Consider the following 13312-nt stretch of genomic DNA (forward strand, 5'->3'; position numbering starts at 1 on the left):
ACTTGCATAAATGCAGAAAAAGCGAGCCTGCTTCAATTTTCATTGAGCAGATCTCGCCTTCTTAATCCTCAACCTCATAGACATGCTGATGAGCACGTATGCTGAATACAAGACCAATTGAAAACATGTTAATCATCAAAGATGTACCGCCGTAGCTAATGAATGGAAGCGTAATGCCTGTAATCGGCATAATCCCAATCATCATTCCAATGTTTTGAAAGATTTGAAACACGAACATAGACACAATACCAATGATGATATAGGAGGCACGACGATCGTTACAGCTGAACGCGACGATAATCATCCTGTAAATCAATAAAAAGTAGAGCAGCAGCAATAAGGCAGCCCCCTGAAAGCCAAACTCTTCGCCAATGACGACAAAGATGGAATCCGAGTACGTATAAGGAATAAAACCGCCGTTCTTCATGCTCCCCTGCAAATACCCCTGACCTGAAAGCCCACCTGAACCAATGGCCTGCTGTGCATTTTCAGACTGCAATCTGGCATCATAGCTCGCCTCTTCTGGATGGACGAATGTATTAATACGATCATACCAGTGGGTTTTTCCGTGATCGACCAAGTACGTTTTAATTTCATCGTTAAAATTCGTAAATATAAACAGAAACAGGAACAGCATGCCGACGATGGCGCCAACTCCGATCAAGGCATGCCAATATTTCACATTCCCCATCCAGAGCATGCCTACTACGATTACAAAATAAATAATCGCATTTCCAAGGTCCGGCTGCGCCATAACTAGAATAAAGGGAATTAAGGAAAAAATACCGATCGGCAAGATATCGTTTCGGAAGCCGAGCGACTCGCCTTGTCTTCGTCCAAGCAAATATGCTATTCCAATAATAAGGAACACCTTAACAATCTCAGCTGGTTGAACGGATATACTAGCAATTTCAAACCAGCCCTTGGCTCCATTTTTCTCACCGCCAATGGTTAATATAAGTACGAGGGAAATCACACCGATGAGATAAAGCAGCCACCAAAGCTTCAAAAAAATGCGATAGTCAATGAAAACCATCATTAGCACAACCATAAAACCTAGTCCAAAATACAGAAGCTGAGTTTTTTCAAACCCAGCATAAAGGATGGTGTGCGCGGTTGCACTATGCACAATATAGTAGCTAATAAGCATAAGTGCCACAAGAATGAAGATAATAATCCAGTCAATTTTTTTAATCTTGTTAAGCACGTCAATCAACCCATTCCAAAAAACTTGCGAATCTTCGTCAATGTTCCCGTTTTTTCATCCAATGTCATAAGAGGAACCATATCCCCCAGCATGCGTCTTGCAATATTACGATAAGCAAGTCCTGATTTGAATGTCGGATTCATTGCTACTGGCTCACCAAAATTAGAGCCTGCAATTACCTTTTCATCCTCTGGTACAATGCCTAGCAAATCAATGGCCAGCACTTGACAAATATCGTTAATTTCAAGCACTTCTCCACGCTTCATCATAGCAGGACGGACCCGGTTTACGATTAGCTTCGAAGGAATTTTGTGCTGCTCCAGTAAGCCGATTACACGATCAGCATCTCGTACAGCAGCTGTTTCCTGAGTTGTAACAATAATGGCGCGTTCAGCGCCTGCAATCGCATTGCGGAAGCCTTGCTCTATACCAGCAGGACAGTCAATAATGACAAAATCGTGCGTTTGCTTCAATTCCGTAATGATTTTCAGCATCGCATCTGGTGTAATATCATCCTTATCCTTTGTTTGAGCAGCAGGCAGCATATATAGTTCATCAAAACGTTTGTCTTTAATGAGCGCTTGCTCCAAACGGCAGCGTTTCTCCGCTACATCAATCAAATCATAAATGACTCGGTTTTCCAGGCCCATAATAACATCAAGATTGCGCAATCCGATATCAGTATCAACCAAAACAACCTTCTTGCCAAGCAGAGCTAACGCTGTTCCAATATTTGCAGACGTCGTGGTTTTCCCAACGCCTCCTTTGCCTGATGTGATGACAATCGCCTCTCCCATTTGCTACACTCCTCTCATAATAACTGGCATTCTATTTTCTCTATGCAGTAACGTCAGCTTCTGTATGCTTATCTGCTCGTTTTCTAAATATGCATATTCCATTAGTCCATCACATAATTCATATTCATCTAATGGCTTACTCAGGATATCTGCTATTTTCATCTGAGTCGGCCTGAGTACTGAGGCAGCAATAATAGATTCTGTTCTCCCTTTTATTCCAGCATAGGCTGTACCTCTTAAAGCACCCAGTACATATATGTCTCCAGTGCTGCGAAGAACACCTCCAGGATGCACATCGCCAAGCAGCAGCAAGTCCCCATCATATTCGATTTCTTGTCCAGCTCTTACGATGGCAGACAACACCTTAAGCTCGGCATGTGCCTTGGAAACAGCAGGGACATTACTATCAATTGCATGTATAATTAAATTCCCCTGTGAACGGATAATTTCAGTTAACTGTTTGGACTGCTCCTCGCTAATCGTTCTATTCCCCAGCTTTATGGTTATATGAATCAGCGGCCCAGATAATAGCTGTTGATGTGTTTTTTCGATTTTATGTTTAAGCTCTTCAATTATAACGTCGAAATCACATTGATCGTCGAGAAGGAAAAGCAAACCATCCTTAACACCTTTGATCATAATATGTTGTTTTACAGTCATCTAAGCCCCTCCCAACCTAATGTATTCTAGCTAAGCGTACGACTTTCCTGCTAACGTCCTACATTTCATCAGACGTTTCTGCAGATCGCATAAGCTTTTCAAACATTTTGCGAATAGGGACATAGACACACAGTGTAAATACAAGCTGAAGAAACAAGCTAGGTAATATATATTGTATAAGCGCCCAGGGGTAAGTACCATTTGTAATCTTAAAGGTTGCATATACAAAGTAAAGTGCGGAATCATAAGCCAAGCAAGCAAAACCTACGACAGATATGGCTAGTAAAAGCGTCGCCTTTCTTCGTTCAAGCAAAACACCAATCGTGTAGCCAAGCAAGCCCATAAAAAAGAAGTGAGGTCCTATTACGTGCCCGTAATAGATAATATCCTGAAGTAGGCCAAAGCTCATGCCAAGAATTAATGCTTGATATCTGCTCCCATACAACGCGGAAAAAATAACGAGAACAAACGTGAAGTGTGGAATAATTCGATCACTATAGGTTGTTGGGATCAGCCAGGGCATTAAGGAACCTTCCAATACAAAAATCGCAAGCATGAGCACTACGATTCGGTTCATGCTCATGGCGTCGTCTCCTCTTCTACGTCAGGATTGTCTGAATGGTCTGCCTCATCATCCATGAACTGGGGTACAGACACAACAAAAACTTCCGTTAATTTATTCAAATCAACGAAAGGCTTAATCGTCGCGACGTAAGTTAAGCCAAAATCTCCTACCTTCAACGATTCAATCTCACCAACACGCAGCCCGCGTGGATAGATGTTACCCATACCTGAAGTAATAACGATATCGCCCTCAACCATTGGGTCCTTCTCGCCAATTTTAGTCATAATCAAGCGTTCGATTTCTGCATCATACGAAGATAAAATTCCGAATGAGTCCGATTCTTTGCCCATTACCGTTGCAGAGATTGCATTAAACGTTGCTGCCGTTGAGCTTAGTTCCGTATATGGCGTAACCGACGAGGTAAAAGGAGAAACTGAGTTCACCAACCCTACTAATCCATCAACGGTCACGACAGCCATTTCTTTTTGCACGCCATGCTTGGAGCCTAGATTAATATTAATCGTACGATTGTGCGCGTCGTTGTTTACCGATATGACTTGAGCGATCTTAAATGTGTAATCATTCATTACCATCTGATGCTCAGTGAACTTCAGATCCTCTTTCAAGCGCTCATTTTCACTTTTTACAAAGTTATATTCGATTTTATCACGTGCATATGCAGCTGCCAGCTTACGAAGCTCCTCATTTTCCTTATAGACTTCGTCAAGCTGTCTAATATCCTGAAAGAAGCCCGCCACTGCTCCAGCGGGCCTATAAATAACTTGCTGCATAAAGCCTACAGCATCCTTCAAAAATCGTTCGGGCCAAGTAATTTTTTCGCGACCTCCAATTGTTAGACCAATCATAACAATTAGAACTAAAAAGCCGACCATTAGCATAAATAAGCGTTTATTCTTCAAAAAATTAAACAAATGAGTCACCCGCCATATGTCGGTATGCAGGCTTAACGTTTAGATTTCAATGTGGATTTAGATCTGAATAAATCCATGTGCTCCAGAGCAAGACCTGTACCAATCGCAACACAATCTAATGCGTTATCAGCCACCATTACCGGCATTCCCGTTTCTTTTTTTAGTAGTTGATCCAAATTTTTAAGAAGTGCGCCACCGCCAGTTAACACGATTCCACGATCCATAATATCCGCAGACAATTCAGGGGGACTTTTTTCAAGCGTGATTTTCACAGCTTCTACAATAAGATTAATTGTATCAGCAAGCGCGTCAGTAATTTCATCTGATGAAATGGTCATCGTTTTAGGCAAGCCTGACAAAATATCACGACCACGAATATCCATGGATAGCGGCTGATCAAGCTTGGTCGCAGAACCAATTTCCATCTTCAGCTGCTCAGCTGTGCGTTCACCGATTAGCAGATTATACGCTTTTTTAATGTATTGAATAATCGCTTCGTCCATATTATCGCCAGCTACACGAATCGAACGGCTGGTAACAATACCGCCCAGCGAAATAATTGCCACCTCAGTTGTCCCACCGCCGATATCAACGACCATGCTACCAGTAGGCTCCCATACTGGCAAATTAGCACCAATCGCGGCTGCGAACGGCTCTTCTATCGTCTGAGCATCCCTTGCTCCCGCTTGCTTCGCTGCATCCTCTACCGCACGCTTTTCAACTGCCGTAATGCCTGATGGCACACAGATCATTATATTAGGATGATTCCCAAACCATGATTTGCTTTTTTGTGCCTTCTTAATGAAATATTTGATCATCGCTGTCGTAGTATCAAAATCAGCGATTACGCCATCCTTCATTGGACGAATTGCGCTAATATTGCCTGGTGTGCGTCCTATCATCAGTTTGGCATGTTCACCAACTTGCACAACTTCCTTTGTATCGTTACGCACTGCAACAACGGAAGGCTCGCGTACAACGACACCTTTCCCCTTAATATATACTAATGTGTTTGCAGTACCTAGATCAATTCCTAAATCTTTTGTAAAACTTCCAAACATGATGTAACTCCCTTCTTGTCGGTCAATCCCTATCCATTATATTATAGATGGCCTTGCTCCTTCAAACTGACGAATCTTCCATCGCCAATCACGATGTGATCAAGCACCTCAATACCAAGCAAGGATCCCGCTTCAGCTAAACGTTTTGTAATTTGTATATCCTCAGAACTAGGCGAAGGATCGCCACTTGGATGGTTATGCATACAGATAATGGATGCACTGCTCACTTTTATTGCTGCTCGGAACACTTCACGAGGATGCACAAGCGATGCATTTAATGTACCCATCGATAGCGTTTCTTTACCTATAATATGATTTTTTGTATTTAAAAATAGGCATACAAAATGTTCTTTTTTCAAATATCGCAGCTCTTCCATCATATACATTGCCGCATCATAAGGGCTTCGTACTGTAACGACATCGCCAAGCATGCTTTTGGCAACCCTTTTGCCCAGCTCAATACCAGCTAGAAGCTGCAGCGCTTTAGCTTGTCCAATTCCTTTAATAGCTGTAAGCTCTTCAACGCTCATATCCACAAGCTCCCGCAATGAGCCGCACTGCTGAAGCAAATTAGTGGATAATTGTACAGCGGATTGATCCTTCGTTCCTGTTCTAATTAATATTGCTAACAATTCAGCATGACTTAAAGCATCTGCCCCATATGCCATCATGCGCTCTCTAGGACGTTGATTATGAGGAAGCTGACGCAGCGTCTGATGTTGCATCTTGGCTCCCGCCTTTCAGCTATAATAGTTGATATATAAAGCCGTAACATGTCATTACACGAGAAGCATATCTTATCATTATAGTACCCAGAAAAGCGTTGCACAACAGCTGAAAGACCGATTATGACAACAGACTGAATGTACTAATCTTATCGGCATCAACAATCGTAATCTACGAGCCGGCTATGTACAAGTAACAAATAATAAAAAATAATTAATACATTAAAAATTATTTATAGAAAAAAGTCCGAGAACGCTTCTCGGACTTTTGACTTTTTTCATTATGTGGTGATATCAACAGTAGATGTCGGTACATAATTGACAACGGATAAAACGATCGGTGAATTGGCCAATATAGGATCGCCACCAGCAGGAACGTTAATGGCTAATGAACCAACTGAAGTAGCACCTGGCGTATACGTCGTAATGCCCTCCATTTGCAACACACCATTCACATACACGCTGTACATACTATTGTTGGCCTCAAGCTCAGGTAATGAATCAGCAGCTTCGCCAGTGTCTCCGAAAAAGTCCGCCGCATCAATCGTCAGTACAGCTCCAGCTGCAGTTTCGCCAGTCGTTACATAAAAAAACTTTTGAGGCTGTGGATTAGCTTCGACCGAAGTCGTTGCGAGAACCTGGAGCTTCATTAGCTGTAATGCCATATTAAGCCCTCCTTATATATAAGATACTATATATATATTTCAAAGCTTATCCATTGCCAGTGTTAACGTTACCTATTTCAGTATTTTTTCTTGCTTAAATAAAAACCGATCGACTCAATTATGATTGGTGTTCCTTGATAAATAATCTGTCCTGTAGCCGCCAACGTTACACCTGTCGACTTAATACGATAAACGCTCGCCCCTTGCATCATGCCATTGACGTACAAATTAAAATAGCCTGATTTTCCAAAATCACGAAATTTCCCAACAACGGTTCCTTCATCATTTACAAATTGCGAACATTCTATGGTTTGCTTTTGATCCGTTAACACAATATCATGCGGTGATACAAAAAAATATCGTTCTACAACAACTCTAATTGCCGGAGAACACGCAGACCTATTAACATGTATTCCATTGATCTGACAAGCTTTTCGGTTACCATGGCTAGCCTCATCTTTAGCATGCCAGACCAGGTTACATTTCCTGTGCAGCCGCAATTATCTGACCTCCAGTACACTCTATTTGGAATACAATATGAGGTCAGCATACATCGCGATATGGACAAATGAATAGTCTTGTTTCATAGGACTGTAAAAAGCATTTTATTAATTGATTCTAAAGATCGATACCGATTTGTTAAGATCCTCAGCAAGCTGCGCTAACGACTGTGCTGTTAAGGCTGTCTCTTCACTGCTTGCTGCCGTTTCCTCGGTTACGGCAGAGATGCTTTCTACAGATTGAAGCACCGTTGAAGCCTGCGCTGCCTGCTGTTCACTAGCTGCTGCAATTTCCGTAACCTTTTGCCCGGTAATTTCAACGATCTCTGTAATCTCCTTAAAGGATTCACCTGTTTTAATGGAGAGGTCGACACTTTCCTGTACAACACCAGCACTTTGCTTCGTGTTCTCCTGCATTCCTTTAATAATTATCGTTATTTGCTTTGTTGCTTCACCGCTTCGCTCTGCCAGCTTGCGCACTTCATCTGCAACCACGGCAAAACCACGTCCCTGCTCACCGGCTCTTGCAGCCTCAATAGCCGCATTTAAAGCGAGCAAATTTGTTTGATCAGCGATATCTTCGATAACTTGTGTAATCTCGCCAATTTTCTGCGAATCGCTTTCAAGCTTTTTCATTTGCTCGTTGACAGCACCCATGCTTTTCATTGACGCGGTTATGACACTATTACCAACTTTAGCCACTTCCACTGTTTTGCTTGACAGCTCAGATGCTTCTTCAGTATTTTGCGCAACAGAATGAATGACGGTGGACAGCTCATTGAAAAGCTCACTGATCATTTGGGCATCGTTAGCCTGATTGGTACTTCCGCTTGCTATTTCCTGAGTGCTGGCAGAAATCTGTTCAGATGCCGCGGATACACTCTGTGCGGAAAGCAGAATATTGCCGATCGTTGCTCTCAAGTTATCTACCATTAAATTAACAGAAGCCGCCAATTGACCTATTTCGTCCTTTCTGCTAATTTCAGTGTTTTCTCTTAGATCGCCATTCGCTACTTTTTTAACTAGCTCAACTACTCGTCCAAGCGGTCTGGAAATAATAAGCGAGATAATTAGGCCAAGTCCAATACTTAGAGCGACACCAAGAACTATAACGATAATCGTTACAAGCTGTACTTGCTTGTACAACGCAGCGTTATCCTGATCTGAAGTATCACCAAATTTCATTGCAGCATCAACTGTATTGTCAATGACATCTCTCAATTGGTTTCCTACTACTGTAAAATCGCCTTTAATGAGCAAGATCAGTGCGTCATTCTGATCGGAATCTGCTAGCTCCAATGAACGGTTCAACGTGACTTGATAGTTGCTCCATGTTTGGTCAAACGTTTGAATGGCTTGCTGCTCGAATTCAGACAGATACCCGTCGCGGTAGTCTTCAATCTTACTAATTAAATTCGCTTTATGTTCTTCGATTCTCTCTTTAACAGAATCCATCTCTTCCTGCGAGCTTACGGTTAGTAGATCTCTCACTGCAACACGGAGATTCGTATAGCTAACTTGAGCTGATTGCAGATTATAGGTCGACACGGCAACGTCCGTATACATGCGATGCGCGCTATTATTCATTTTGTCTAAGCTGAAAAGCCCGTAAATCCCAACAGTCGCCACCATCATTGCCATAATTAAAAATGCAGAAATCAGCTTTGTGCTCGTTTTTAGGTTATTATACCAACTCATTATATTTCCCTCTTTTTCAACTATATTGTAATTACGCTGTTATTCATTGGCTGAAACATGCTTCCGATTTCAAGTATTAATGCTACACTTCCATCACCAAGGATAGTCGCCCCAGTGATGCCATCCATTTTCCCGATAAATGAACCTAACGATTTGATGACAATTTCCTGGTTTCCTTTAAGTTCATCTACTACAATTGCAAGCTTTTTTTCTGCTCGGCCAATGATGACGACATGCAAAAAACCTTCTGTTGCATTAGATCTGGCGATATTAAAATGATCATGAAGCCACAATAACGGGATAATTTGATCTCGTAAATAAATGACTGGTATACCCTTAACTTTCTTTACTTTTTCTTGTTTCAATCTAACGATTTCCGCCACATTGCTCATCGGAAGCACGAAAGTCCATTTCCCAATTTTCACGAGCAGTCCTGTAATAATCGCAAGCGTTAATGGCAATTTAATTTTGAACGTTGTCCCTTTGCCTTTTTCTGTCTCAATATCAATCATACCGTTCAAACGTTCAATGTCCGTTCGTACAATATCCATTCCAACTCCACGACCTGAGACATCACTCAATCGGTTCGCAGTTGAAAAACCTGGATGGAAAATCAACTGAATCGCTTCATGATCAGACAGAGCTTCTGCTTCCTCATAGGTTAACAGCTCTTTTTCCACTGCTTTTTGTCGCAGTCTATCTGTATCAATTCCTCCTCCATCATCCTTCACCGTAATGAGTACAGAACTGTCCTCATGTGATCCTGCTATGTGCAGCAGTCCCGTTTCAGGTTTTCCTAGTGATCTTCTAATATCTGGAGCTTCAATGCCGTGGTCAATTGCATTTCGGATAAGATGAATCATCGGATCGCCAATCTCCTCAATTAAGGAGCGATCCAATTCCGTCTCCTTGCCTTCCATCACAAGCTCCACTTTTTTATCAAGTGCTTGTACAAGATCTCTTACCATTCTCGGAAATCGATTGAACAGCTGCTCAATCGGAAGCATTCTCACTTCCATCACGCTTTCCTGAATTTCCTTAACAACACGATGCAAGTGATCAGATATGCTTGTTAATTCCTCAATCAGTCCATCTGATCCGTATTTTTGAATAAACTGCTTTTGAATTTGCTCAATACGTGTCTGTTCGATCACAAGCTCCCCGACATAATCCATAAGTCGTTCCAGTCGACTCACATTCACCCGAATCGTATTCGATTTGTACTTCTCTTGCTGCTCATACGTATAGGCATTCAGCTCTTCGTCCGTACTGCTTGATCGACTGCGCTTCGTCTGCACATCGTTCAGCAAGACAGGGTAAACTTCTACATGCTCGACATCCGTTATCGCAGCTATTGTTGCTTCAATCTCATTCAAGCTTTGTTTGGATGCCAACAACCAATCCTCTTGCTCGATGTGCTCATCATCTTTCTCAATCCCCGGTTCCAGACTTCTCCACAAAACTTCGCCTAGTTGAAGCAGTGCCGCATCAATCATATTCAATCGAGCAAGCTTCATAACCCCTTCCTTCACTAAAGAAATGCGAATATAAAGAAGTGGCGAGTCTTCAATAACGGGCGAGGACATCGATATTAAAATGTGCTCTGGAAGCGTCATAGGCTCCAGGTCCTTGCCCGGATCATCCATTACTGCTTTTAATTTTTCAACGAGATCTTCAATATGGGAATGCTCTACATTATATGTAACAATCTCGTACTGAAGCTTTTTCATGCGATCCAGAAACGAAAAGAATAAATCAATCATTTGCCTGGTTAATGTCGTATGATGGTTACGGATCAAATCTAAACAATGCTCCATCTCATGTGCCAACGATTTCATCATTTGATAGCCCATAGCTGCGGATGAGCCCTTTAATGTGTGTACGGCTCGAAACATGCGGTTTATGCCTTCTTCACTACCTCCATCGCCTTCGAGACGCAAAATTTCTTCCTCCAGCATTTGAAGCTGCTCTTCCAGTTCTTCCAAATACACATCACGAAAATCTGATAAATCCACCATACGTTCCCTCCTGCTATTGAAGAAGCACTTCATTGAGCTTTAGAATTCCAACTAGACCACTCTCGGAAACTCCAATAGCTGTAAAATAAGATCCGCTTATTCCTCCAATCCGCTCTGGCGGGGGCTGTATGTCAGGAAATGTTGTTACTTTATTCACGCGGTCGACGACGATGCCAACCGCCTCTTCCTTATGATTAACAACAATAATGCGTGATGCTTTTGTCAGCTCATCTTCTTTCAGTTCAAAAAGCAATCGCAGGCTAATAATCGGGACGATTTTCCCTCTTAAATTAATGACGCCTTTCACATAGCTTCTGCAATTCGGAATTTCCGTCATCTCTTGCACTTTAATAATTTCTTGAATGTCGGATATTTTTAAGGCATACGTTTCATCTTCAATGCCAAATTCAACGTATTGTATTACATCTGACGCCTGCATATGCTTTCCTCTCTTCTTCCGGCTATTGGCTATCTTTTGCTTCTTAACGTGATTGTTATTGGCGGCTTGTCACTTCTTGAATTTTCTCAGACATCTTCTCAAGCGGCACAATATGCTCCACTGCGCCAAGCTCAACCGCAGCTCTAGGCATTCCATACACAATGCAGCTATCTTTATGCTCAGCAATCGTAGAAGCTGCTCCTAGCTGTTTCGCCTCATGCATTTTTTCAGCACCATCACGTCCCATACCAGTCAATAGTACATAATGCCGCTTCAAATCAGTCAGCTTGTTCACGGACGCAAACAGCTCATCAACAGAAGGTCGATGCAAGCCTCGTCTCTCTTCTTGATGCAAAGCAATCGTTAGCCTCCCGTTCGTTCGTACCACGTTCATATGGTAATCTCCTGGCGCAATATATGCCCATCCATTACGTACAACATCGCCATGAGAAGCTTCTTTCACATGAAGGGATGACAAATTGTTTAGCCGCTCAGACAAAATTGCCGTAAATTTTTGCGGCATATGCTGAACAATGAGAAGTGGGTGTGAGAAGTCTGCTGGCAAGCTTGACAATAAACTCGTGAGAGCTTGTGGTCCTCCCGTTGAAGCACCAATTGCAACAAGCTGTCTAACTATCGAGCTAGCTGCATGATTATGCTTTGTTGTGATCGGCACTCGCTTCATGGCAAGCGGGCTTCTAGGCGTTACTTTTGCAGCAGTTTTTATTTTCAGAAGAAGTTCCTGTTCAACTTTATGAATATCGATGGATATTGAACCAGATGGCTTATGTACAAAGTCTATCGCTCCTGCCTCAAGAGCCTCGATTGTCTCACTTGCTCCCTCTTGTGTCAGTGAGCTAAGCATAATAATTGGAGTTGGCTGCTTCTTCATCAATACTCGCACTGCTTCAATGCCATTCATCACAGGCATTTCAACATCCATCGTAATCACATTGGGCTTATACTTTATTGTTTTTTCAATGGCATCCTGCCCATTTACCGCTGTATCTACAAGCTCCAGCATTGGATCCGATTGTACGATTTTCCCAATCAACTTCCTCATAAACGCTGAATCGTCCACAGCTAAAACTTTGATTTTCATACTTAACACTCCTGAAGAGTCATTGTCCTTATATCACACTTCATTAAAACTCTGAACATTCAAACGATTCTGACAACAATTCCCCTTGCTGTTCTGACCCTCCTGACAATTGACAATTCTAGCACAGATATGGAACCACCATCACAATAGCTTGACTTAGCTTTCGAGCATTGTTAACATCGTTTAATAACTAATCATGCACAAAAAGCCAAGGCAAAGTGGCTTCCTTACTGCTTCGAGGCAGACCTTTTTCCCAACATACTCAAGCAATACAAATTCATTTTGCATTTCGTATGATGGCCATTAGCCGTCCCGCGCACATCTTAACTCAATACATCGACCTAAACGTGTTGCGACAGAATACTCTAAATAAATTCATCACCAGTTCATTGCGCTTTTTGTAGAATTTTGCCGAATCTACTAACAATATATTAGATAATTTTTTTATCGTCAATGATAAATTTTTTATCTAAAATATATTCGAGAATTCCCTACGATAAAGCTATAAGTTGGGGGAACGTAAAAAGTACAGAATACAATACTGCTGTTTACATAAATAGAAAGGATGAAAGCCATGTTAGGAGAGCGTTTAGTCAAGCTGAGAGGAAAACGAACACAAAAACAAATTGCCAGTTTACTAGGAATCTCAAGAGCCAGATATTCTCATTATGAAAATAATCACGTACAACCGAGCAATGAACTCCTGCAAAAAATGTCTGACTTGCATGGCGTTTCTATTGACTATTTGCTCGGCCGTAGTGAATCGGAATTAAATCAACAGGAGCAGCAATTTTTACAAGATGTTACTTCTGTCCCACTGGATGAAATACTACAAAAATACCCATTAGAATTTATGGGAGAAAAGCTGGACTTTTCAGACGACGATAAGCGAGCCATATTAGCCTTTATTAAAACGCTTCATGAATTAAAGAGAAGCAATTAG

At 41.8% G+C, this 13312-nt stretch carries 14 protein-coding genes; 1 reads left to right on the forward strand and 13 read right to left on the reverse strand.

All coding sequences use genetic code 11. The features are described 5' to 3' along the window. Positions 1-61: 61 nt before the first annotated feature. The 13 genes from ACFP56_RS02990 to ACFP56_RS03050 form a co-directional block, all read right to left on the reverse strand. Positions 62-1207, reverse strand: coding sequence for an FtsW/RodA/SpoVE family cell cycle protein (locus ACFP56_RS02990; RefSeq protein ID WP_379230961.1), 1146 nt, complete (start codon positions 1205-1207; stop codon positions 62-64). A gap of 5 nt (positions 1208-1212) precedes the next feature. Continuing rightward, a complete protein-coding gene (gene minD, locus ACFP56_RS02995) occupies positions 1213-2004 on the reverse strand; it encodes a septum site-determining protein MinD (protein WP_379230963.1) in 792 nt (263 codons plus the stop codon). Between the two features lie 3 nt (positions 2005-2007). Next, on the reverse strand, positions 2008-2664 hold the full coding sequence (locus tag ACFP56_RS03000) for a septum site-determining protein MinC (protein WP_379230965.1): 657 nt from the start codon (positions 2662-2664) through the stop codon (positions 2008-2010). Between the two features lie 58 nt (positions 2665-2722). Then, positions 2723-3247 carry a rod shape-determining protein MreD gene (gene mreD / locus ACFP56_RS03005; RefSeq protein ID WP_379230967.1) on the reverse strand — a complete coding sequence of 175 codons (525 nt, stop codon included), beginning with the start codon at positions 3245-3247 and terminating at the stop codon, positions 2723-2725. Further along, positions 3244-4170: a rod shape-determining protein MreC gene (gene mreC, locus ACFP56_RS03010; protein ID WP_379230969.1), complete on the reverse strand. Its 927-nt coding sequence runs from the start codon at positions 4168-4170 to the stop codon at positions 3244-3246. Before mreC ends, mreD begins: the two co-directional genes overlap by 4 nt. Positions 4171-4193: 23 nt before the next feature. Then, positions 4194-5222 carry a rod shape-determining protein gene (locus tag ACFP56_RS03015; RefSeq protein WP_379230971.1) on the reverse strand — a complete coding sequence of 343 codons (1029 nt, stop codon included), beginning with the start codon at positions 5220-5222 and terminating at the stop codon, positions 4194-4196. Positions 5223-5263: 41 nt separating this feature from the next. Then, entirely contained in the window at positions 5264-5947 is a 684-nt protein-coding gene (gene radC / locus ACFP56_RS03020) for a RadC family protein (RefSeq protein WP_379230973.1), read from the reverse strand. Between the two features lie 281 nt (positions 5948-6228). Beyond that, positions 6229-6612: a DUF4183 domain-containing protein gene (locus ACFP56_RS03025; RefSeq protein ID WP_379230974.1), complete on the reverse strand. Its 384-nt coding sequence runs from the start codon at positions 6610-6612 to the stop codon at positions 6229-6231. A gap of 77 nt (positions 6613-6689) precedes the next feature. After that, a complete protein-coding gene (locus ACFP56_RS03030; protein ID WP_379230975.1) occupies positions 6690-7112 on the reverse strand; it encodes a DUF4183 domain-containing protein in 423 nt (140 codons plus the stop codon). A 108-nt stretch (positions 7113-7220) separates the two neighbouring features. After that, positions 7221-8810, reverse strand: a complete 1590-nt coding sequence (locus ACFP56_RS03035) for a methyl-accepting chemotaxis protein (RefSeq protein ID WP_379230976.1) — start codon at positions 8808-8810, stop codon at positions 7221-7223. A 20-nt stretch (positions 8811-8830) separates the two neighbouring features. Beyond that, complete coding sequence (locus tag ACFP56_RS03040) at positions 8831-10828, reverse strand: chemotaxis protein CheW (protein WP_379230977.1); 1998 nt, start codon at positions 10826-10828, stop codon at positions 8831-8833. Between the two features lie 13 nt (positions 10829-10841). After that, positions 10842-11267, reverse strand: a complete 426-nt coding sequence (locus ACFP56_RS03045) for a chemotaxis protein CheW (RefSeq protein WP_379230979.1) — start codon at positions 11265-11267, stop codon at positions 10842-10844. A gap of 55 nt (positions 11268-11322) precedes the next feature. Continuing rightward, positions 11323-12369 carry a protein-glutamate methylesterase/protein-glutamine glutaminase gene (locus tag ACFP56_RS03050; protein WP_379230981.1) on the reverse strand — a complete coding sequence of 349 codons (1047 nt, stop codon included), beginning with the start codon at positions 12367-12369 and terminating at the stop codon, positions 11323-11325. Between the two features lie 574 nt (positions 12370-12943). Here ACFP56_RS03050 and ACFP56_RS03055 point away from each other — a divergent pair. Next, entirely contained in the window at positions 12944-13312 is a 369-nt protein-coding gene (locus ACFP56_RS03055) for a helix-turn-helix domain-containing protein (protein ID WP_379230984.1), read from the forward strand.

Origin of the sequence: Paenibacillus septentrionalis (assembly GCF_042659865.1) — a bacterium.
Classification (GTDB): domain Bacteria; phylum Bacillota; class Bacilli; order Paenibacillales; family Paenibacillaceae; genus Pristimantibacillus; species Pristimantibacillus septentrionalis.